Here is a 21,152-nt window from a genome sequence, read left to right on the forward strand (position 1 = left end):
CCGCAGTATCTCACCTGCAAGGGTCTCGGTTCCTGCCAGAGTCCCGGCTTCTGATTGTCGCCTTTACAAAGCGCGCACGGTGATTTTTTCCGCGTTTGCCTTTCCCAGCTTGTTGATGAGCGGATAGCGGAAGGGCTTTGCTGCAATCTCGAATCGATCGCCGGTTTCCGTCTTCACTCCGTCCGAGAAGGACAATGTCGCCGTTCCGAAGAAATGGACATGAATATCGCCCGGACGGCGGAAGAGTTCATATTTGAAATGATGATGTTCCAGATTGGCGATCGTATGCGACATGTTTGCCTCGCCCGACAGGAACGGCTTCTCGAAGATCACTTCATCGCCGCGCCGGATACGCGAAACGCCTTCCACATGGTCGGGCAATGCACCGACATAAAGCTCGGGTCCAAGGGATGCCTGACGCAGCTTGGAATGGGCCAGCCAGAGATAGTTCTGCTTTTCCGTTACGTGATCGGAAAACTCGTTGGCAAGGCAAAATCCGAGACGAAACGGCGTTCCGTCGGGACCGATCAGGTAAATGCCTGCAAGCTCCGGCTCCTCGCCGCCATCTTCGGCAAATGACGGCGACAGAAATTCGTCGCCTGTAGCAATCAGCGCCGAACCGTCACCCTTGTAGAACCATTCCGGCTGCACGCCCGTTTCACCCGGTTTCGGCTTGCCGCCTTCTACGCCCATCAGGAACATGCGCATGGAATCGGTCGGCTTTTCGGCGGCCTGCGCCGCCTTGTGCATCTTGTCACGACCATCGGCGGAGCCAAGATGCGTCAGCCCCGTACCGGCAACGATCATATGAGCCGGATCGGAATGCGTGATGGGAAGGCCGACACGGCCGGAAGCAATCGCTGCATCAAGATCGACCGTTTCACCCTTGCCATTGCGCTCGACCTGTTCGGCGAGACTGATGCCGGAAGCAATCGCCGCCGTGGCCAGTTCGTAACTTGTCCCAACACCCTTGACGATATGTGCGACACCCTCCTCGTCACACGCAGCCACACGCATTTCTCCGCTCTCATCGCGGAATTGTACCAGTCGTAACATTGATCCTCCCAAAGCGCCCTGCATCTGAATATACAAGACCGCTTCACTCATTAACTATGCGTATTGCACTATGTCAAAACCTGTCAGTCCCGACCGGTTTTGACATAATCCATATTGCGCGCGAGCCAGCAGCCTAGCTGCAATCGGGTGATTTCGCCAGCCTCATTGCGGTGAAAAACCAGCTTCCATTCGCCCGGTGACGGCGCATCCATCGAACGCTGAACAGGAAGCAGCCAGACATCCGGCCCCACACCATAAAGCGGATACATATCGCTTTTGCCCAGAAAGCCTTCAAAGGCGCCATAGATCGCGCCGCCTTGCGCAACCAGACGCAAATCTGCATCCAGTTCATCGCAATGATAGCGCCCCGCAATATCCTGCGGCACTTCGCCCGAAAGACGCTTCATATCGAGCTTGAGATTCTCGCTTTCACGCTCCAGGCAAATCATGTCGCCTTGGCGGCTGATCCGGGTAAGATCCGAGCTTGCCCTGTCATGAGCCGTCACATCGAGCATTTCCGGGCTGGTGCCGAACCGGGCCTTGAGTTGCCCCGCACCCGCTTGGTCCAGGGTTAACACCAGTCCCGTTTCCGCATTCAGCCACGAGCCGAACCAGCCCTTGTCGACCTCTGCCCGCTCCAGCTTGTCGCAATCCGCCCCAAGCGCGATTTTCATCATCCTGAACGCAACATCGGACGCGCCGCCTTCAAAATTGAACATCGCAATGGTCGATATGCGCTCATCCGCGCAATGCCAGCGCTGGCAGCGCCAGCCGCGCAAGGCTCCGCCATGGCCGGTCAACCGCGCCTTGCCGATCTGCTCGAATTTAAGCCCGAAACCATAGGGCGCAGGCTTGCCGTCGGAAAAGTCCTGCGGCCCGCTCAGACGCCGGTAAATTCCGTCCTCATCGTCGCGCGTGGCATCGATAAATTGCTCCCATGCGATCATATCATCGAGCGAAGCGCAGATACCGGCATCCCCCGCCCAGTGAATACGGTTTACCGCAGGCAGAAAGCCGCGCTGCGTATCGCCTTCATAGCCGGTGCATTCGTCAAACAATGCCGTGTCCGGAATGAGTTGCGCTGTTTTCATCCCGGCTGGTTCGAAAATACGCGTTCGCAACAATTCAATCAGCGACTGGCCTGTATACTGCTCGATCAGATCGGCCAGAATACGGAAATTGCCATTGCAATAGGAATATTGGGTTCCCGGAGCAAAATGCGTGGTCTGCAACCGCCGCAACAGGCTTTGCGCATCTTCCGGCAAGAAAACGCCTTCCGGATCGGCCCCGCACAAAACCGTCAAGGCCCAATAATCGCGAAGGCCGGACTGGTTGTTGCATAAATCGCGCACGCTCGGGCGCTCACCCACAAACCTGTCGAGATAAGCGCCAAGCGCATCATCGAGCAGTTCCGGTTCGCCAATGGCGTCGAGCAGGACGGCACAGGTGAACTGCTTGCTGATCGAGCAGATCGGCATACGTGTATCCGCGCTCATCGGCTTGCGGGCAGCGAGATTAGCATATCCCCAAACATGACGCAGGATGACCTCGCCATTCCGGACTACGGCAACCGCGCCTCCCGGTCCCTTATAGGTCTGCGGAACAGTGCGAACGAAAGCTTGAAGGGCGGAAAGATCAGGCTGGCTCATCGAAAACTCTGGCGACTCAGTTGATAATCATCGCCTGCCACGAGGCATTATTTAAGACGATCAATCAAGGCCATGGCCGCAGCAGGATTATGCGCCTTGTAGCCGCTGATCACATAAAGATAGACATCGCGGGCCACATTGTCCGAAACGGGCGGCGTTATGGACTTCGCCCCATGCGGAACATCGCCCGCTGCAATTGCTTGCGCGCACTCCGCCCATTGGTCAAGCTCTGCCTCGCTGTAACCCAATGGCTCATTTTCCTTCGTGCCCATGATACGCAAATAGGCAAAGGGCGCGGTCAGATCGGAAAATTGCGGAAATTTGCTGTCGCAGGCGATCACCACCGCCACGCCATGCTCACGCAGCAATGCGATGAAATCGGGCGAGCCGAAACTCTCATGCCGCACTTCAACCGCATGGCGCAGCACCCGCCCCTCGACACTTTTGGGCAGCAGCTTGAGAAAGGCCCCAAAATCGTCCGGGTCGAATTTCTTGGTGGCCATGAACTGCCAGTTGATTACGCCCAGCTTGTCTCCAAGCTCCAGCAGCCCGCCGTTTATAAAGCGCTCGATCCCCTCACCCGCCTCTGCCAGCACCCGGCGATTCGTGGAAAAACGTGGAGCCTTGAGCGAAAAGACGAACCCCTCCGGCGTCTCGTCCCGCCACCGGGCAAATGTCTGCGGCTTTTGCGGCCCATAATAGGTGCTGTTGATCTCGATGGAGGTCAACTTTCCCGACGCATATTCGAGTTGCCGCTTCTTGGGCAGCTTTTCAGGATAAAAGCTCTCATCCCACGGCTCGAATGCCCAGCCGCCTATGCCGGTAAAAATCCTGCCTCGACCTGCATTACCCATTTTTCCCTCCATACCGGCACATCATGAGTTCATCAGCTTTGTTCATCATGTTTAAGCTGTATTCACATGGCCCGCTATGCTGTTATCGTAACGCTTTACTGGAGGAGTAAACACATGTCGGAAACAAAAGATCCAGTCGTGATCGCAAGTGCGGTCCGGACGCCGATCGGCAGTTTTCAGGGTGCACTTAAAGCGGAGGCAGCAACAGCCCTTGGCGCAACGGCTATAAAAGAGGCGGTCGCAAGGGCAAGACTCGCTCCCGATCAGGTCGATGAAGTGATCATGGGTTGCGTACTGCCCGCAGGTCTTGGTCAGGCTCCGGCCCGTCAGGCATCTATCCACGCGGGATTGCCGGTCGATGTTCCCTGCTCCACCGTCAACAAGGTCTGCGGCTCCGGCATGAAATCCGTCATGCTTGGCGCCGATCTTATCGCTGCGGGAAGCGCGCAGATCGTTGTCGCAGGCGGCATGGAAAGCATGACCAACGCCCCCTACCTTCTCGACAAGGCGCGCGGTGGCTATCGCGCCGGGCATGGCAGGATCTACGATCACATGTTCCTTGACGGGCTTGAGGACGCCTATGACAAGGGCCGCGCCATGGGAACATTTGCCGAAGAAACTGCCGGACATTATCAGTTCACGCGTGAACAGCAGGACGAATTCGCCCTGCGTTCTCTTTCACGCGCCCTCAAGGCTACGGACGAAGGCCGGTTTCGCGACGAGATGATCGACATCGGCGATCTTGACCGCGACGAACAGCCCACCCGCGCAAAGCCCGAAAAAATTCCTCTGCTCAAGCCCGCTTTTCGCGAGGGCGGCACCGTTACCGCAGCCAATTCCTCCTCCATTTCCGATGGCGCGGCAGCCCTCACCCTGATGCGGCTTTCCACCGCTCAAAAGCTCGGGGCCGAGCCATTGGCCGTCATTCGCGCTCATGCGAGCCATGCACAACAGCCCGAATGGTTCACCACGGCGCCTGTCTTTGCGATGAAAAAGCTTTTCGAAAAGACCGGCTGGAACGCGCGCGATATTGATCTTTTCGAGATCAATGAAGCCTTCGCGGTCGTCGTTATGGCGACGATGCAGGAACTCGACCTCCCCGCCGACAAGGTCAATATTCACGGCGGGGCCTGTGCAATCGGCCATCCGATCGGCTGTTCGGGCGCACGCATCATCGCAACATTGCTCCATGCCATGAAGCAGAACGACCTTAAACGCGGCATGGCTTCCATTTGCATCGGCGGCGGCGAAGCCACGGCAATTGCACTCGAAGCGCTGTGACGGAAAATAACCGGCTTGAAATGACGGCATTGCCGTCCAAAGAGTTTGAGAACAGGAAATGCACAAGATGACAATAAACGGCAGCAATATGCGGACCGGGGGCCAGATATTGGTGGACGCCTTGCGGATTCATGGTGTGGATCGTGTTTTTTGCGTGCCCGGCGAAAGCTATCTCGCAGCCCTCGACGCCTTTCATGATGTCAGCGAAGAGATCGACCTGATCGTATGCCGCCAGGAGGGTGGCGCAGCCTACATGGCCGATGCTTACGGCAAACTGACCGGAAAACCCGGCATCTGCTTTGTCACCCGCGGTCCCGGTGCAACCAATGCTTCCGTCGGCGTTCACACCGCGTTTCAGGATTCCACACCGATGCTGCTTTTCATCGGTCAGGTCGCCAGCGATCAGGTCGAGCGCGAAGCCTTTCAGGAAGTGGATTATCGCCGCATGTTTGGCCAGATGGCCAAATGGGTGGTGCAGATCGACGATGTGACGCGCGTTCCCGAACTGGTCAGCCAGGCTTTCCATCGCGCCGTCAATGGTCGCCCCGGCCCCGTGGTGATCGCGCTGCCCGAAGATATGCTGACCAGCTATGCCTCCGTCAGTGATGCCCCCGCCTATAAGCAGGTCGAAATGCATCCCGGCGCAGAGCAGCTTGAGCAAGTAAGGGCACTGGTCGAAAAGGCCGAACGCCCGCTGATGATCGTTGGTGGCGGCGGCTGGACGGCGGAAGCCGTCCGCAATCTGCAAAAATTTGCGGAAAACATGACGCTTCCGGTTGCCGCGTCCTTCCGCTGTCAGGACATTTTCGACAATACCCATCCACTTTATGCGGGCGAAATGGGCACATCCATCAGCCCGAAACTGGCCAATCGTGTCAAGGAATCCGACTTGCTTGTGGTGGTCGGCGCGCGCCTGGGGGAAATGACCACACAGGGCTATGAGCTGGTCAGTATCCCTGTTCCCAAACAAAAACTGGTCCACATTCACCCCGGTGCCGAAGAGCTGGGGCGGGTCTATCATGCCGATGTTCCCATCAATGCCAGCATGCCTGCCTTCGCACAGGCTGCGGCTTCGCTTGCGCCCATTGCCGATCCGCGCTGGAAGGATTGGGCCGAAAGCGCCAATGCGGATTATCGCGACAATATCCAGACCCCCACCATTCCCGGCGCAGTGCAGATGGGCGAGATCATGGAGTGGCTGCGCGCGCATCTGCCTGCCGACGCCATCATCACCAATGGCGCGGGCAATTACTCCGCATGGCCGCACCGCTTTTATCAATATCGCACCTATCGCAGCCAATTGGCACCGACCAATGGCTCGATGGGTTATGGTGTGCCGGCAGCCGTCGCAGCAAAACTCACCGCGCCGGAACGTCCTGTCGTGGCCTTTGCGGGTGACGGCTGCTTCCTCATGAACGGCCAGGAACTTGCAACCGCCGCACAATATGGCGCGAACGCTATTTTCATTGTCGTCAATAACGGCATGTACGGCACGATCCGCATGCATCAGGAGCGCACCTATCCGGGCCGTGTTTCCGGAACAGGTCTTGCCAACCCGGATTTCGCAGCCCTTGCCCGTGCCTATGGCCTGCATGGCGAAACGGTGGAGAAGACCGCCGATTTTGCAAGCGCCTTCGAGGCTTGCGAAAAATCCGGCAAGCCGGGCCTCATTGAAATCCGCATCGATCCCGAAGCGCTTTCACCCAAAATGACCTTGAGCCAGATGCGTGAGCAGGGACTGGCAAAGCAGCGTTGAAACTTTAACCCCCGGCGAAATCCGGGGGTTTTTACATATTGGACCTTGGTCTAGTACGGCAGCTTGCAGCAGATATCCGAAAGAGAAGTGCTTTTAAAACAATGCCATAGAATATATATCACTTTTTAGTGAACGCGAATTGCGCGCACGCAAAACAATTATAGGTAGACTTTCGATGGCAAGCCAAGGATAAGCCCCGTTGATTGATAACGGGGGGAAATGGTTTGCGATCACTTAATTTATGGATAATCGGCCTGGGCTTTGTAGCACTGGCTGCAAGCTGCATATTTGCATATCACGGCTATATGTACTGAGTACGGCTCATAAGAGTTCTTCCGCGAGAAATGCGGATGACGCCTTCCGTACCGCCTCTACCATGAAATCGGTAATGACCCTGATGCGCGGCGCGGCCATTACATCCATATGGCAACTCATCCAATATTCGCGCACCAGATGCAATTCCCGGGGCAAGACCGGTACGAGGTCGGGATATTTGCCTGCAATATAAAAGGGCAGGACACACAGGCCATAACCCGCAAGTGTCGCATGCAACTGCGCATGGATGCTGGAACTTTGATAGGTGCAGCGCTGTCCGGGCAAGATCTCACGCATGTAATCGAGGCCGGGCGTAAAAACCATGTCGTCGATATAGCCGATGAAAGGATGCCCCTGCATATCCGCGCGCGATCTGATCGGCGCATGGCGCGCGAGATAATCGCGGTGCCCATAGATAAAAAGCCGGTAAGGGGTGATCTTTTCACTGTGATAAGGCCCCGTTCGCGGCATATGCAGCGTGATTGACAATTCAGCCTCACGCTTCGACAAGGACATGATCTGCTGGATCGTCACCACTTCCACGGAAAGGCCGGGATAGGTCTGCGCAAGATATGGAAGCCGCTCGGCCAGAAAGAAATTGCCGAACCCTTCAAGCGTCGATAGTCGCACGACACCCGACAGCGCCGAAAGATTGCCGGTGGCCTCGGTCTGGAATTTCATGGCCTCCCGCTCCATGATTTCCGCCGGTTCCACAAGCCGATCCCCAACCGGCGTCAAGAGATAGCCGCGCGGGTTGCGCTCAAAAAGCTTGGTTGCCAGCGCCTGCTCCAGACGGTCAATGCGGCGCAGCACCGTCACATGGCTGGTGCGCAATTGCCGGGCCGCGCTCGAAAGCTGACCCGTTCGCGCCACCGCCAGAAAATATTGCAGATCATCCCAGGTAAATTGCCGCACCGAACTGCCCTCCGCGCATCTGTACATTCCCGAACAGACTGTGTTCAAAAATTGTTATTCTTGTACGCATTTGTCAATGCTACGCTTCCTCCGGAATGCTCGGCAGGAGGAAGCTCCGGGCGTCAGACGAAGACTGAATCGGGAGGAGCGCGCGGCACATTGCATCTATGTGAGCGCGAAAAAATTTAGCGGAGGAGTCTTTTATGAAATGTTTCGCACTTGCAACGGCTGCACTTCTTGCTGCAACCGCCATATCGTCAGCGGCCGAAATTTCTGACGGCAAGGTCAAGATTGGCATTTTGAACGATCAATCAGGCGTTTACGCGGATTTTGGCGGCAAATGGTCCTATGAAGCCGCGAAAATGGCGGCGGAGGATTTCGGCGGAACGGTGCTTGATGCACCGATTGAAATCATCACGGCGGACCATCAGAACAAGCCCGACGTGGCGTCCAACATCGCACGCCAATGGTATGATACCGAACAGGTCGACGCCATCATGGAACTGACCACGTCCTCGGTCGGCCTCGCCGTGCAGGCACTCTCGAAAGACAAGAAGAAAATCACCGTCAATACGGGTGCCGCAACCACGGAACTGACCGGCAAACAGTGCACGCCTTACGGTTTTCACTGGGCCTATGACACCCACGCCCTTGCGGTCGGCACCGGCGGCGCGATGGTGGAACAGGGCGGCGACAGCTGGTTCTTCCTCACCGCCGATTATGCTTTCGGCTACTCCCTCGAAGAGCAGACCTCGAAATTCGTAGAATCAAAGGGCGGCAAGGTGCTCGGCGCGGTACGCCATCCACTCGCGACCACCGATTACTCCTCGTTCCTGTTGCAGGCGCAGGCATCCGGCGCAAAGGTCGTGGGCCTCGCCAATGCCGGTCTCGACACATCCAATGCGATCAAGCAGGCGGCTGAGTTCGGCATCGTTGCGAGCGGCCAGCGACTGGCAGCCCTTCTCTTCACGCTTGCGGAAGTCAACGGCCTCGGCCTTGAAGCGGCGCAGGGCCTGACCCTGACCGAATCCTTCTACTGGGATCGCGACGACCAGTCGCGCGAGTTCGCCAAGCGCTATTTCGACCGCACCGGACGCATGCCCAACATGGTTCAGGCAGGCACCTATTCCGCCGTCACACAATATCTCAAGGCCATTAAGGAAGCTGACACCGACGAAACCGAAGCCGTCGCCAAGAAAATGCATGAAATGCCGGTCGAAGACGTCTTTGCCCGCTCCGGCAAAGTCACCCCCAATGGGCGCATGATTACCGATCTCTATCTGATGGAAGTCAAGAAGCCGGACGAAAGCACGGCGCCATGGGATTATTACAAGGTGCTGGCGACCATTCCCGGCGACGAAGCCTATATCAAACCGGAAGAAAGCGGTTGCCCGCTGGTCACTCAGTAAGGCCAGACGCATGAACGCGGCAACAGCATCTAAGGCGGCTCTGCACGAGGCAGAGCCGCATTCCCCCCATCCTTCTGCGCAGGTGGTTCTTTCCGCACGCGGACTTGGCAAGTCTTTTGGCGGCTTCGATGCCGTCAAGAATGTCGATCTGGACGTTGAGCACGCACAGGTCCATGCCCTGATCGGGCCGAATGGTGCTGGAAAGACCACCGTTTTCAACCTGCTTACCAAGTTCCTCCAGCCCACCAGCGGAGAAATAGCCTTTCTGGGCGAGAACATCACCAGATTCGACCCCGCCAGAGTGGCACGGATGGGACTTGTTCGTTCGTTTCAGATCTCGGCGACCTTCCCGCATCTGACCGTTCTTGAGAACGTCAAGATCGCCCTGCAACGCACCAATGGCCTTGCAACGCAGTTCTGGCGCTCCCTTTCGGCCCTCGACCGGCTGAACGCCCCCGCGATCGAGCTTCTTGAGCGCGTCGGGCTTGCCGATGCCCGTCATATACCCGCAGCTGATCTCTCCTATGGGCGCAAGCGCGCACTGGAGATCGCAACGACTTTGGCGCTCGATCCCAAAGTATTGCTTCTGGACGAGCCGATGGCCGGCATGGGCAGCGAGGACGTGCAGACAATCGCCACGCTCATTTCCGATGTGGCACGCGACCGTGCCGTGCTCATGGTGGAACACAATCTCAAGGTGGTGGCCGATATTGCCCATCACGTCACGGTGCTGCAACGCGGCGAAATCCTGGCCTCCGGCAACTATGCAACCGTCTCACAGGATGCGCGTGTGCGCACCGCCTATATGGGAACCGAACATGACTAGGAGCCAGCCGCTATTATCGGTGCGCGCGCTCAATGCATGGTATGGCGAGAGCCACGCATTGCATGGCGTCGACCTCGACATCTGGCCGGGAGAGACGATCACGCTCGTCGGCCGCAATGGCGTAGGCAAGACAACGACCCTGCGCGCCATCATGGGCATTATCCGCAAGCGCACCGGCACCATTACGCTGAACGGCCGCGATATTCTGCATCTGCCGCTTCATCGCATCGCCCATGCGGGACTTGGCTTCGTGCCCGAAGAGCGCGGCATCTTTGCCACGCTCAACGTGCACGAAAACCTGCTTCTGCCTCCGGTGGTTTCCAAGGACGGCATGTCCCTTGATGAAATTTACGAACTGTTCCCCAATCTCTACGAACGCCGCAACAGCCCCGGCACGAAACTTTCCGGCGGCGAGCAGCAGATGCTCGCCATTGCGCGCGTTCTGCGCACCGGCGTCAAGGTCCTGCTTCTGGATGAACCGACCGAGGGGCTGGCGCCCGTCATCATCCAGCGGATCGGCGATGTGCTGGTGGAACTCAAAAAGCGCGGCATGACGGTCCTTCTCGTCGAGCAGAACTTTCGCTTCGCGGCAAAAGTCGCAGACCGCTTCTATCTCATGGATCATGGCGTGGTGACGGAAAGTTTTCCGACCGCCGAATTGCCGGTCCGCATGGCAGCGCTCAACCAGGCGCTGGGAGTTTGACATGACGATGATCTTCGGCATTCCCGTACAGGCGCTGCTCGGACAATTGCTCGTCGGGCTGATCAATGGTTCTTTCTACGCCATATTGAGTCTTGGCCTCGCCATCATTTTCGGCCTTTTGCGCATCATCAACTTTGCCCATGGCGCGCAATATATGCTGGGCGCCTTTGTCGGCTATCTTCTCCTGAGCTGGATGGGCGTGGGCTATTGGTCCGCGCTCATCCTCGCACCGGTGATTGTCGGGCTGGGAAGCGCCATCATAGAACGACTGGCACTGGCGCGGCTTTACAATCTCGATCCGCTTTACGGCCTGTTGTTCACCTTCGGTCTCGCGCTCGTCATCGAAGGCACGTTCCGCTATTATTACGGAGCCGCCGGACAGCCCTATGCGGTGCCGCCCTCGCTGGCAGGGGGGCAGAATCTCGGCTTCATGTTCCTGCCCAATTATCGCGCGTGGGTCGTCGTGGCGTCCCTTGTCGTCTGCATCGGCACATGGCTGCTGATCGAAAAGACCAGGCTGGGCGCCTATCTGCGTGCTGCAACCGAAAATCCCACTCTGGTCAAAGCCTTCGGCATCAATGTGCCGCTGCTCCTGACTTTCACCTATGCGCTTGGTGCAGCCCTTGCAGGCTTTGCCGGAATTCTGGCAGCCCCCATCTATCAGGTCAGCCCGCTGATGGGGTCCAATATCATCATCATCGTATTCGCCGTGGTGGTGGTCGGCGGCATGGGGTCGATCCTCGGCGCCATCATTACCGGCTATTTGCTGGGCCTTGCCGAAGGTCTGACCAAGGTTTTTTACCCCGAAGCATCCAGCATCGTCATCTTCGTCATCATGGCTATCGTCCTTCTGGTACGCCCTGCCGGATTGTTCGGGAAGGAGGCCTGATATGGCTGACACGGCACTCAATACAAGCAGTTCCGCCCATCGCGAAAAGGCGCCTGCGGTCAATAATCTCTCTGTCGTGCTGCTTGCACTGGCCCTGATCGCCCTGATCGCAGCGCCCTTTGCGGTCTATCCGATCTTCCTGATGAAAATGCTGTGCTTTGCGCTTTTCGCATCCGCCTTCAATCTCTTGCTTGGCTATACCGGCATTCTCTCGTTTGGCCATGCGGCCTTCTTTGGCGGGGCTGCCTATATTACCGCTCATGCGGTCAAGGAATGGGGCGTCACGCCTGAAATCGGCATCCTTCTGGGCATGCTGGCTGCGGCGGTTCTGGGCCTTGTTATCGGTTATCTCGCCATCCGCCGTCAGGGCATCTATTCGACCATGATCACGCTGGCGCTGGCGCAGATGTTCTTCTTCTTCTGCCTGCAAGCGCCTTTCACTCATGGCGAGGACGGCCTGCAGGGTGTGCCGCGCGGCCATCTCTTCGGCCTCATCGACCTCAACCAGCCGATGAATATGTATTATCTCATCCTTGCCTTGTTCGTTCTGGGGATCTTCGCCATCTGGCGGATCATCAATTCGCCCTTCGGAATGATCATGAAATCCGTGCGTGAGAACGAGAACCGCGCCATTTCCCTTGGCTATTCCGTCAATCACTACAAGCTTGCGGCTTTCGTCATGTCGGCGGCGCTCTCAGGGCTGGCTGGCGGCATGAAAGCACTCGTCTTCCAGTTTGCAACCCTCACCGATGTCGGCTGGCAAATGTCAGGCGAAGTGATCCTGATGACGCTGCTGGGCGGCATAAGCACGCTGATCGGCCCGATAATCGGCGCAGCCTTCGTGGTGGCGTTGCAGAACTACCTCGCAACGTCCGATTTTCCGGTAACCATCGTCACAGGCCTCATCTTCATGGCATGCGTCCTCCTCTTCCGTAAAGGCATAATAGGAGAGTTTTACGCATCACGGCTTGGAAGGAAGCTCTTCGGATAATCGATATTCGGGAGCAGGCCGCATGCGCACCACGCTCCCCGCATTTTACTGGATGTAGACTTATGACCGACACCTACGATTACATCATCGTTGGCGCGGGGACGGCAGGATGCGCCCTTGCGAACCGCCTTTCCGCCGATCCGCAATGCTCCGTACTGCTGCTCGAAGCAGGCGGAAAAGACAATTACGCCTGGGTTCACATTCCCGTCGGCTATCTTTATTGCATCGGCAATCCCCGAACCGACTGGTGTTTCACCACGCAAGCCGAACCCGGCCTCAATGGCCGCGTGCTCGGCTATCCGCGCGGCAAGGTTCTGGGCGGCTGCTCCTCCATCAACGGCATGATCTATATGCGCGGACAGGCGCGCGACTATGATCTGTGGCGGCAGGCAGGCTGCGAAGGCTGGGGCTGGAGCGACGTGCTGCCCTTCTTCAAAAAATCCGAAGATTATTATGCCGGTGCTGATGAAATGCATGGCGCGGGCGGCGAATGGCGCGTGGAAAAGGCGCGTCTGCATTGGGACATTCTCGATGCTTTTCGTGATGCCGCCGTCGCAGCCGGCATTCCCGCCACCGATGATTTCAATCGCGGCGACAATGAAGGCGTGTCCTATTTCAAGGTCAACCAGAAACGCGGCATTCGGTGGAACGCCGCCAAAGCCTTCCTGCGCCCGGCAGTATCACGCAAAAACCTGCGCGTGGAGACCGGTGCGCATGTGCAGCGCATCGAGATCGAGAACCTGCGCGCAACAGGCGTTACTTTCGACCAGAACGGCGCGACCCGAACGATCAAGGCCCGCCGCGAGGTGATACTTGCCGCAGGCAGCGTCGGCTCTCCCCATATTCTGGAGCTTTCAGGAGTTGGACGTGGCGAAATATTGCAGCAGGCCGGAATTCCGCTCGTTCTGGAGCGCAGGCAGATTGGTGAAAACTTGCAGGATCATCTGCAATTGCGCTGTGCTTACAAGGTCACCGGCATTCCTACGCTCAACGAGAAAGCAAGCCGCCTCACCGGCAAGGCGATGATCGGACTTGAATATTTTCTGCGCCGCTCCGGCCCCATGTCCATGGCGCCAAGCCAGCTGGGTGTCTTTACCCGCTCCGATCCGGCATATGACACCGCCAATCTGCAATATCATGTGCAGCCATTGAGCCTTGAAAAATTCGGCGATGCGGTCCACCCCTTCCCCGCCTTTACCGCCAGCGTCTGCAACCTGCGGCCCGACAGTCGCGGCTCCATCCATCTCACATCTCCCGATCATCGCACCCAGCCTGCAATCAGGCCGAATTATCTCACCACGACAAGCGACCGTCGCGTCGCAGCCGATGCAATCCGCCTCACGCGCCATATCGTGGCGCAGGCCCCCTTGCAGAAATACAAGCCTGAGGAATTCAAGCCCGGCCCCCAATATGAGACACAGGAAGAACTCGAAAAGGCCGCAGGCGATATTGGCACGACGATCTTTCATCCGGTCGGCACCTGCCGGATGGGCAGCGATCAGGACGCCGTGGTCGATCCGCGCCTGCGCGTCAATGGCATTCAGGGCCTGCGCGTCGCCGATGCTTCCATCATGCCCGCCATCACCTCCGGCAACACCAATTCACCGACCCTGATGATCGCCGAGAAAGCAGCGTCGATGATTCTGGCGGATAATCGATAGGGCCTATGGGCCTTGATGGAACAGGATTTTCGTCAGGCGGGATGAAGGGAATTTTCATCCGCCTGCCATGCGAGCAGCGCAATTTCACATTTGCCGCTCTATGGTTTGCGAAATAATTTTCCTTGTTTCTTGCCCCATAAAGGGGAATTATCGGCAGCAAGGTGGGGACTGGGAGAAGATCGTTTCATTGGTTCGCTTTCAGGGCTCGCCACCGGCACTCTCAAGCAAGGAAACAGAAATGTCGTCAGTTCTTTCCCGTTATGCGCTGACCCGCCGCGCGGGTCTTAAAGCTCTTCTCTTCACTGCGGCTGCAATCACCGTTGGCTTCGCTGCTGCGCCCGGCCACGCAGAAGACAAGACCATCAAGGTTGGCATCATGGGCGGCGAAGACGAAGACGTCTGGAAAGTCGTTGCCGAAGAGGGCAAGAAGCACGGCCTCAATATCGAGCGCGTGACCTTCAACGACTATAATCAGCCCAATGAAGCGCTGGAACGCAAGGAAATCGACGCCAACGCCTTCCAGCACGAGCCATATCTGGATGAGCAGATCAAGCAGCACGGCTATAAGATCTCCGTCGCCGGCTACACCGCCGTCTGGCCGATCGGCATCTATTCGCGCAAGGTCAAGAGCCTTGACGAGCTCAAGGAAGGCGCTGTCATCGGCGTGCCGAACGATCCGTCCAACGAAGGCCGTGCACTGCGCGTTCTGGAGGAAAAGGGCCTGATCAAGCTCAGCCCCGATGCAGGCATTCTTGCGACGCCTATCGACATCATCGAGAATCCGAAGAAGCTTGAGATCAAGGAACTCGACGCCGGTGTCGTCGGTCGTTCCGTTGACGATCTGGACGCCGCCATCGTGAACAATGACTGGGCCGCCAAGGCCGGTCTTGAAAAATCCGAGGCGCTTGGCTGGGAATCCAACGAAAACAACCCCTATAACAACTTCATCGCCGTGCGCACGGATGACCTCAATGAAGATTGGGTGAAAAACCTTGTCGCATCGTTCCAGAACGACGCCGTGAAAGCAGAGCTTGAACGCGTCTATAAGGGCACAGGCGTTCCCGCCTGGAACTAAGGCCGTAATGGATCAGGAGCCGCGCCGGAAAGCTTTTCCGGCGCGGCTTTTATTGACGGATGCATAAAAATTGCCCAAAAGCATCCCCCATGGCTTTCAACTGGTCTGGAACCAGCCTTGAGGAACCATTCCGGCATCGTCGTTTATCAAAGCAGAAGCAAACACCGTGACCAGTCAACCACCGAAAACAGCCCCCGGTCCCATCGTCGAAATGAAAGACGTGCGCCGAATGTTCGGGCAGACGGCGGCGGTCAATAATATTTCACTCTCCGTTGCGCGCGGCGAGATTCTTGGCATTATCGGTCGTAGCGGCGCGGGTAAATCGACGCTGATCCGCTGCATCAATGGTCTGGAAAAACCGGATGCGGGTTCCATCCGTATCGAAGGAAAAGAAATCTCCGGCCTTACCGAGAACAATCTGCAACCCTTGCGCCGACGCATCGGCATGGTGTTCCAGCATTTCAACCTGCTTTCGGCAAAGACTGTCGCACAGAACATCGCCCTGCCACTGAAAATCGCAGGCCAACCGCGAACGGAACGCAAAAGGCGCGTGGCCGAACTGCTTGAACTCGTCGGGCTTTCCGACAAGGCCAATCACTATCCCGCCCAGCTTTCCGGCGGTCAGAAACAGCGCGTCGGCATCGCTCGTGCACTTGCCGCCGAACCTGCGGTCCTGCTTTCCGACGAAGCGACATCGGCGCTCGACCCGGAAACCACGCAATCCATTCTGGCGCTGCTCAAAGACATCAACACCAAGCTCGGTCTCACCATCCTGCTTATCACCCATGAAATGGATGTAATCCGCCGCATCGCCGACCGTGTGATCGTGCTGGATCACGGCGGCATTGCCGAAGAAGGCCCGGTCTGGAAGGTCTTCGCCAATCCGCAGGCCCCGGTGACAAAAAGCCTGCTGCATGTGCTCACGCCCGAACTGCCCGCATCATGGCGCGAGCGGCTTGTCAGCGAGCGAAGCGGGCGTGCCGTTCTTCAGGTCAAGCTTTCCGGCCAGGCCGCCAAAAGCCCTTTCTTCAATGATATAAAGACTGCAACCGGCCTTGACGTGCAGCTTATCCATGGCGGCATGGACACCATACAAGGCGAGCCGGTCGGCACGTTGTTCGTGGCAATTCCCGCGCGCAACACCGCCGAACTGGAGGCCGCTATCAGCTATATCAAGACCCATGCGGATGCTACGGAGGTAATCGGCTATGTCTCAGGCGATGCTTGATCTTCTCTGGCGCTCCTTCTGGGAAACCATCATCATGACCGGCTTCTCAAGCCTCATCTCGCTTGTGGTCGGACTGCCGCTCGCGCTCATCATGATCCTGACCGAGCGCGGCGGTCTGGCGCAAAACCTGACCGTCAATACGATCCTGGGCGCGCTCATCAACGGCTTTCGTTCCGTGCCCTTCATCATCCTGCTTGTGGCGCTGATCCCGGTCACGCGCTTCATCGTGGGAACATCGATCGGCACATGGGCGTCGATTGTGCCGCTTTCCATCGCCGCCATTCCCTATTATGCGCGCATTGCGGAAGTCTCATTGCGCGAGGTGGATAATGGCCTCATTGAAGCTGCGCGCTCGATGGGCGCCAATCGCTGGACGATTATTCGCGAAGTGCTCGTCCCCGAGGCCCTGCCCGGCCTCGTTGCAGGCTTTACCGTCACCGTAATCACGCTGGTCGGCGCATCCGCCATGGCTGGCGCCATCGGTGCGGGCGGTCTTGGCGATCTGGCAATCCGCTATGGCTATCAGCGTTTTGAAACCAATGTGATGATTGCCGTCGTGATCATTCTCATCATCATGGTCTGCGGCATCCAATGGATCGGCGACAGGCTTGTGACCCGCCTCGACAAACGCAATCTGCGCGCGTGAAATCAACGGGGACGCTGGCGAAAACCGGCTTCCAGCGTATTGCCGTCGGGATCGAATACGAGGGCGGCAAAATAGCCCATTTCCACCGGCCCCTGATAGGATGGCGCGTCACTCTCCTTGCCGCCGCCTGAAACAGCCGCACGATGAAAAGCCTCGACCGCTTCACGACTGTCTGCGGTGAACATCAGGTGCAGCCGGTTTCCCGGCCTTGCATCGCTCGCCTCATCAACTTTCGATTTTCCATGCACCCATAGGAAAGGCACGGGCGCGCGTTCGCCGCCACTAACGAAAAATCCCTTGTCGGAATGGGCAATAACCGCCAGTCCAAGCTTGGGCATGCAGCTTTCATAAAATGAAAGGCTGCGACGCAAATCCCTGCTTTGAAAGCCGATATGATCGAAAAGCGACATGGGATATATTATATGTCGCGCCGCGATAAAGGAAAGCGGCGTTGCTCTGTTTCATATGACGTTCAGCCGCGCGTACGCGCCAGACCGTCTTTTGCGGGCTGATATTTCGGGTCAAGCTGCACCGCCCGCGCATAGGAGCTCGCAGCCTTCGTCCTGTCGCCGCGCTGCTCGTAGACAAGCGCCTGATTGGCCCAGCTTTCCGCAAGGCTCTTGTCAAGGTTAATGGCCGTATTGAAATCATCGAAGGCGTTATCGTAATCGCCCAGCGCCACATAGGAAAGACCGCGGCCATTATAGGGTTCGGGTGCCGTCGAATTCAGCGATGCAGCCTTGGAAAAATCTTCGATCGCGCTGCGGTGATCGCCTCTGGCCTGATAGATCAGGCCGCGATTATGATAGGCGCGCCCATCCGTGGTTTGCAGTGCAATGGCCTGATTGAAATCATTGAGCGCCTGATCCAGACGGCCTGCCTGCCGGTAGACATTGCCCCGCCCGATATAAGCTGCATCATATTGCGGATTGATCTGGATAGCGCGGCTATAATCCTGCACAGCCCTGCTATCCTCGCCCATATAGCGATAGACGAGCGCACGATTGGCATAGGCTTGATAGAAGTTCGGATCAAGCGCGATGGCCTGATCGAAATCCTTGAGCGCTTCCCGGTGGCGTCCGGCCTTGCCATAGGCCGAGCCGCGCACATTATAGGCTTCAGGATCGCGCGGATTGCTCTGGATCACGCTGGTAAGCGAGCTGATATTCTCAGTCGATCCTTGCGCACGGTCAACAGAACTCAACGCCGTATTGATGGACGAACTCTGGCAGCCGGCAATAGCGAACGCTAGAACCGCCGTCAAAGCCAGCAGCCCGTTACGAGCTGTTGCGGTCCCCGCCACGGCAAAATGTCCAGCGTCGATTTTCCGGGGCGAATACGTCATTTTGAAGCGCATTGGCAATTATTGCGTTCCTCTCTCTGGCCGGAACTGCGGACAATGTCCGACTGCCCTTTATGGATCAAACCCGCCTGATGCGACCTTGCACCCCGATGATTTAGGCACATCCATAGCCGGTAAGGCTACAGGATTTTCCCTATCTGTCGCTAAACTTTAATAAAAGTCTGAAACCAAATAAAGCTGCAAATTCCGCCCCTGCAAAAATCGGAAATGCAAAAACCGGCGCCAGCCAGAAGCCGCACCGGTAAGCAAAAGGACGCTGCCAGGACAGCGCCGATCTCTTGTCGATCAACGTGCTGCGGTACGACCGCCGCCGATCAAGCCTTCACGCTGCGCGCGCTTGCGAGCAAGCTTGCGGGCGCGACGCACGGCTTCCGCCTTTTCGCGGGCGCGCTTTTCGGACGGCTTTTCATAATGGCCACGCATCTTCATTTCGCGGAAGATACCTTCGCGCTGCATCTTCTTCTTGAGAGCGCGGAGAGCCTGATCAACATTATTATCGCGGACGAGTACCTGCACGTGTAATCCCGTTATCGGTTAGAATTTCGGTTAAGCCTGAAGCGGTCGGGGGTCTCTTAACGGTTTCCGGTTAATTGAGTCAACCGGATAACCCCCAAGGGCTCCCAAGCTTCGCAACGAAAACGCTGCAAATTGGTCGTGGCTATTATCAGATTGGCCCTTCGCTGTCCACCTCAAGATACAATTTTGGCGACCGTTGCAGATAAATAATGGCGCAATTGCTATTTATGATGGCTGGCGGGCTTTGGATAGGCTATGCAGCACGCCTCTTCCGCGCATTTCAGCCACAATTTTTCCCCATGGGAAACGCCCGGCATTCCTCGAATCTTTTAGTCCAATCATGCTTCGCAAACGACTCATTATCCAATTTACCGGCTATGAAGGGCTGCATCCCAAAGCAGTGCGTATTCGCCACGCACAAGCCTTGCGGGATTTCGACCGGCTATGGAACGCGAAAACGAAGCTTTCCCCCATGACCGACGAGCCGGACGATTGCGGCAGCCTGCAGGCCAATACACGAGGCAATGGCTGGCAGACGGAGACTGAATTCTGCCAGTTCGGCACGGCGGATATTTTCGATGATTATGCCGCACGTTCAACGCCCGCGCGCATGTTCACGGGCTTTCGCGCCTTCATGAACATTCTTTTCACCGGCACGCTCTGGCGCTACCTGATGACGAGCTGGCGTTTCGTGCTGTTCTTTATGTGGCCCTTTCTGCTTTCTCTCGCCCTGCTCGCCGTAGCAGCGCTCGTGGCCGCAGCCCCTATGCTTGCGGGCCTGTCATTCTGGCACCTTTTATGGTCCGGCCCGCTGGCCATTGCAGGCGCCATGCTGCTTGTCCGCCGCCCCGGCGACAAGATGTTTATGTCTTATCTTCTCGATGACTGGTCCGCAGCCTATGACCGTATCCACCATCACAACGAAAAGCTGAACCAGCGGCGAGAGGCTTTTGCGCAAGCGCTTATAGACAAGCTTGTCAGGACCGATGCGGATGAAGTCATCATCGTCGGCCATAGTCTTGGGACCGTGCCCGCTATCGAAGCGCTCGCCGACGTGCAGCGCCAACGGCCCGAACTTCTGCAAAAGCAGCCTGTTTCGCTGCTCGCCATCGGCTCATGCCTTTTGATGATCGCCTTGCATCCCAGGGCGAAATCCCTGCGCGAAGATGTGCGTGTGGTTCTGAACGAAAGCCCCGTCCTGTGGTCCGAATTTCAGGTTTTGACGGATATTATCCATTTTTATGGCTCTGACCCGGCGAAAGCGCTCAAGATCACGACCACTAACCCGCCGCTTATCCATCGTATCCGCTTCAAGAATGTGCATAGCGCAAATCGCTACAGACGCTCCAAGGGCAACTTCTTCCTGATGCATCTTCTTTTTCTACGAGGCGCGGAAAAGAAGAATTTCTACGACTTCTGCATGTTCCTGCACGGACCTTTCTTCTTCCGCGATCTGATGACCACCCATAAAGACAAAGCCGCCCCTCTGGATGACGAAGGGCGGCTGCAAAATCCGTAAGGCGGGAAATTATGCTTGCGGCGGCTCGACCACGGCAATCGTCAGCCATGTCGCGGTCAGCGCCGGCTTGAGCGAATTCTCGATTTCCAGCGTCACATCATAGTGATTGACCACCCGGCCCGACGGGCGAATATCCGCATTCGCCAGTTTGAAACGCGCACGGACGCGTGAGCCGGTTTTGACCGGCGACATGAAGCGCACCTTGTCGAAACCGTAATTGATGCCCATCGTGGCCCCTTCGAGCATCGGCAAGGCTTCAAAGGCAAGCGTCGACAGCAGGGAAAGCGTCAGAAAGCCGTGCGCAATCGTACCGCCAAAGGGCGTTTCCCGAGCGGCGCGTTCCGGATCCACATGAATGAACTGATGATCGTCCGTTGCATCCGCAAATTGGTTTATCATCGCCTGCGTGACTTCGCGCCACTCGGAACATCCGACTTCCGTGCCGATCGCCTGGCGCAACTGGTCAAGCGTAATTGCGTCTTTCATTCCATGAATCTTTC

20 protein-coding genes are annotated in these 21,152 nt (G+C 57.2%); 12 read left to right on the forward strand and 8 right to left on the reverse strand.

The window, feature by feature from the left end; translation table 11 throughout:
* Positions 1 to 63: 63 nt before the first annotated feature.
* The 3 genes from araD1 to DKP76_RS14215 form a co-directional block, all read right to left on the reverse strand.
* Positions 64 to 1,056, reverse strand: a complete 993-nt coding sequence (araD1, locus tag DKP76_RS14205; protein ID WP_109707452.1) for an AraD1 family protein — start codon at positions 1,054 to 1,056, stop codon at positions 64 to 66.
* A gap of 83 nt (positions 1,057 to 1,139) precedes the next feature.
* Positions 1,140 to 2,705 carry a D-aminopeptidase gene (locus DKP76_RS14210; protein WP_109707453.1) on the reverse strand — a complete coding sequence of 522 codons (1,566 nt, stop codon included), beginning with the start codon at positions 2,703 to 2,705 and terminating at the stop codon, positions 1,140 to 1,142.
* A gap of 47 nt (positions 2,706 to 2,752) precedes the next feature.
* Positions 2,753 to 3,559 (reverse strand): DUF72 domain-containing protein, encoded by an 807-nt coding sequence (locus tag DKP76_RS14215; RefSeq protein WP_109707454.1) that lies wholly within the window; start codon positions 3,557 to 3,559, stop codon positions 2,753 to 2,755.
* 114 nt (positions 3,560 to 3,673) lie between these two features.
* On the opposite strand from DKP76_RS14215, the gene DKP76_RS14220 reads away from it, so the two are divergent.
* Together DKP76_RS14220 and DKP76_RS14225 are read left to right on the forward strand one after the other, a co-directional pair.
* On the forward strand, positions 3,674 to 4,840 hold the full coding sequence (locus tag DKP76_RS14220; RefSeq protein WP_109707455.1) for an acetyl-CoA C-acyltransferase: 1,167 nt from the start codon (positions 3,674 to 3,676) through the stop codon (positions 4,838 to 4,840).
* Positions 4,841 to 4,907: 67 nt separating this feature from the next.
* Positions 4,908 to 6,596 carry a thiamine pyrophosphate-binding protein gene (locus DKP76_RS14225; protein WP_109707456.1) on the forward strand — a complete coding sequence of 563 codons (1,689 nt, stop codon included), beginning with the start codon at positions 4,908 to 4,910 and terminating at the stop codon, positions 6,594 to 6,596.
* 321 nt (positions 6,597 to 6,917) lie between these two features.
* On the opposite strand, the gene DKP76_RS14230 is transcribed toward DKP76_RS14225, so the two are convergent.
* Positions 6,918 to 7,826: a LysR family transcriptional regulator gene (locus DKP76_RS14230; RefSeq protein WP_109707557.1), complete on the reverse strand. Its 909-nt coding sequence runs from the start codon at positions 7,824 to 7,826 to the stop codon at positions 6,918 to 6,920.
* A gap of 203 nt (positions 7,827 to 8,029) precedes the next feature.
* Here DKP76_RS14230 and DKP76_RS14235 point away from each other — a divergent pair, with 203 nt between their 5' ends.
* From DKP76_RS14235 to DKP76_RS14275, 9 genes are all read left to right on the forward strand, one after another.
* On the forward strand, positions 8,030 to 9,235 hold the full coding sequence (locus DKP76_RS14235) for an ABC transporter substrate-binding protein (RefSeq protein ID WP_109707457.1): 1,206 nt from the start codon (positions 8,030 to 8,032) through the stop codon (positions 9,233 to 9,235).
* Positions 9,236 to 9,245: 10 nt separating this feature from the next.
* Positions 9,246 to 10,061 carry an ABC transporter ATP-binding protein gene (locus DKP76_RS14240; protein ID WP_109707458.1) on the forward strand — a complete coding sequence of 272 codons (816 nt, stop codon included), beginning with the start codon at positions 9,246 to 9,248 and terminating at the stop codon, positions 10,059 to 10,061.
* On the forward strand, positions 10,054 to 10,764 hold the full coding sequence (locus tag DKP76_RS14245) for an ABC transporter ATP-binding protein (RefSeq protein ID WP_109707459.1): 711 nt from the start codon (positions 10,054 to 10,056) through the stop codon (positions 10,762 to 10,764). Before DKP76_RS14240 ends, DKP76_RS14245 begins: the two co-directional genes overlap by 8 nt.
* Before the next feature lies 1 nt (position 10,765).
* Entirely contained in the window at positions 10,766 to 11,653 is an 888-nt protein-coding gene (locus tag DKP76_RS14250; protein ID WP_109707460.1) for a branched-chain amino acid ABC transporter permease, read from the forward strand.
* A gap of 1 nt (position 11,654) precedes the next feature.
* Entirely contained in the window at positions 11,655 to 12,644 is a 990-nt protein-coding gene (locus DKP76_RS14255) for a branched-chain amino acid ABC transporter permease (RefSeq protein WP_109707461.1), read from the forward strand.
* Positions 12,645 to 12,706: 62 nt separating this feature from the next.
* Entirely contained in the window at positions 12,707 to 14,305 is a 1,599-nt protein-coding gene (locus DKP76_RS14260; RefSeq protein WP_109707462.1) for a GMC family oxidoreductase, read from the forward strand.
* Positions 14,306 to 14,543: 238 nt separating this feature from the next.
* Positions 14,544 to 15,380 carry a MetQ/NlpA family ABC transporter substrate-binding protein gene (locus DKP76_RS14265; RefSeq protein ID WP_109707463.1) on the forward strand — a complete coding sequence of 279 codons (837 nt, stop codon included), beginning with the start codon at positions 14,544 to 14,546 and terminating at the stop codon, positions 15,378 to 15,380.
* 211 nt (positions 15,381 to 15,591) lie between these two features.
* Positions 15,592 to 16,608 carry a methionine ABC transporter ATP-binding protein gene (locus DKP76_RS14270; RefSeq protein ID WP_109707464.1) on the forward strand — a complete coding sequence of 339 codons (1,017 nt, stop codon included), beginning with the start codon at positions 15,592 to 15,594 and terminating at the stop codon, positions 16,606 to 16,608.
* Entirely contained in the window at positions 16,589 to 17,254 is a 666-nt protein-coding gene (locus DKP76_RS14275) for a methionine ABC transporter permease (RefSeq protein WP_109707465.1), read from the forward strand. Before DKP76_RS14270 ends, DKP76_RS14275 begins: the two co-directional genes overlap by 20 nt.
* 2 nt (positions 17,255 to 17,256) lie before the next feature.
* Here DKP76_RS14275 and DKP76_RS14280 read toward each other — a convergent pair whose 3' ends face one another.
* The 3 genes from DKP76_RS14280 to rpsU all read right to left on the reverse strand — a co-directional run bounded on the left by DKP76_RS14280 (position 17,257) and on the right by rpsU (position 19,133).
* Entirely contained in the window at positions 17,257 to 17,664 is a 408-nt protein-coding gene (locus DKP76_RS14280) for a VOC family protein (RefSeq protein WP_109707466.1), read from the reverse strand.
* 62 nt (positions 17,665 to 17,726) lie between these two features.
* Entirely contained in the window at positions 17,727 to 18,599 is an 873-nt protein-coding gene (locus DKP76_RS14285) for a tetratricopeptide repeat protein (protein WP_245410239.1), read from the reverse strand.
* A gap of 303 nt (positions 18,600 to 18,902) precedes the next feature.
* A complete protein-coding gene (rpsU, locus tag DKP76_RS14290; RefSeq protein ID WP_007876315.1) occupies positions 18,903 to 19,133 on the reverse strand; it encodes a 30S ribosomal protein S21 in 231 nt (76 codons plus the stop codon).
* A 337-nt stretch (positions 19,134 to 19,470) separates the two neighbouring features.
* Between rpsU and DKP76_RS14295 the strand changes: the two genes are divergently transcribed.
* Positions 19,471 to 20,652: an alpha/beta hydrolase gene (locus DKP76_RS14295; protein ID WP_109707558.1), complete on the forward strand. Its 1,182-nt coding sequence runs from the start codon at positions 19,471 to 19,473 to the stop codon at positions 20,650 to 20,652.
* A 9-nt stretch (positions 20,653 to 20,661) separates the two neighbouring features.
* Here DKP76_RS14295 and DKP76_RS14300 read toward each other — a convergent pair whose 3' ends face one another.
* A complete protein-coding gene (locus DKP76_RS14300; RefSeq protein WP_109707468.1) occupies positions 20,662 to 21,138 on the reverse strand; it encodes a MaoC family dehydratase in 477 nt (158 codons plus the stop codon).
* Between the last annotated feature and the right edge of the window lie 14 nt (positions 21,139 to 21,152).

It is taken from the genome of Falsochrobactrum shanghaiense, from assembly GCF_003149535.1.
In the GTDB taxonomy this organism is placed as follows: Bacteria; Pseudomonadota; Alphaproteobacteria; order Rhizobiales; family Rhizobiaceae; genus Brucella; species Brucella shanghaiense.

Coding starts and splice junctions, on each gene's coding strand:
- araD1 (WP_109707452.1), bottom strand. CDS start 1,056: ATGTTACGACTGGTACAATTCCGCGATGAGAGCGGAGAAATGCGTGTG.
- DKP76_RS14210 (WP_109707453.1), bottom strand. CDS start 2,705: ATGAGCCAGCCTGATCTTTCCGCCCTTCAAGCTTTCGTTCGCACTGTT.
- DKP76_RS14215 (WP_109707454.1), bottom strand. CDS start 3,559: ATGGGTAATGCAGGTCGAGGCAGGATTTTTACCGGCATAGGCGGCTGG.
- DKP76_RS14220 (WP_109707455.1), top strand. CDS start 3,674: ATGTCGGAAACAAAAGATCCAGTCGTGATCGCAAGTGCGGTCCGGACG.
- DKP76_RS14225 (WP_109707456.1), top strand. CDS start 4,908: ATGACAATAAACGGCAGCAATATGCGGACCGGGGGCCAGATATTGGTG.
- DKP76_RS14235 (WP_109707457.1), top strand. CDS start 8,030: ATGAAATGTTTCGCACTTGCAACGGCTGCACTTCTTGCTGCAACCGCC.
- DKP76_RS14240 (WP_109707458.1), top strand. CDS start 9,246: ATGAACGCGGCAACAGCATCTAAGGCGGCTCTGCACGAGGCAGAGCCG.
- DKP76_RS14245 (WP_109707459.1), top strand. CDS start 10,054: ATGACTAGGAGCCAGCCGCTATTATCGGTGCGCGCGCTCAATGCATGG.
- DKP76_RS14250 (WP_109707460.1), top strand. CDS start 10,766: ATGACGATGATCTTCGGCATTCCCGTACAGGCGCTGCTCGGACAATTG.
- DKP76_RS14255 (WP_109707461.1), top strand. CDS start 11,655: ATGGCTGACACGGCACTCAATACAAGCAGTTCCGCCCATCGCGAAAAG.
- DKP76_RS14260 (WP_109707462.1), top strand. CDS start 12,707: ATGACCGACACCTACGATTACATCATCGTTGGCGCGGGGACGGCAGGA.
- DKP76_RS14265 (WP_109707463.1), top strand. CDS start 14,544: ATGTCGTCAGTTCTTTCCCGTTATGCGCTGACCCGCCGCGCGGGTCTT.
- DKP76_RS14270 (WP_109707464.1), top strand. CDS start 15,592: ATGAAAGACGTGCGCCGAATGTTCGGGCAGACGGCGGCGGTCAATAAT.
- DKP76_RS14275 (WP_109707465.1), top strand. CDS start 16,589: ATGTCTCAGGCGATGCTTGATCTTCTCTGGCGCTCCTTCTGGGAAACC.
- DKP76_RS14280 (WP_109707466.1), bottom strand. CDS start 17,664: ATGTCGCTTTTCGATCATATCGGCTTTCAAAGCAGGGATTTGCGTCGC.
- DKP76_RS14285 (WP_245410239.1), bottom strand. CDS start 18,599: ATGACGTATTCGCCCCGGAAAATCGACGCTGGACATTTTGCCGTGGCG.
- DKP76_RS14300 (WP_109707468.1), bottom strand. CDS start 21,138: ATGAAAGACGCAATTACGCTTGACCAGTTGCGCCAGGCGATCGGCACG.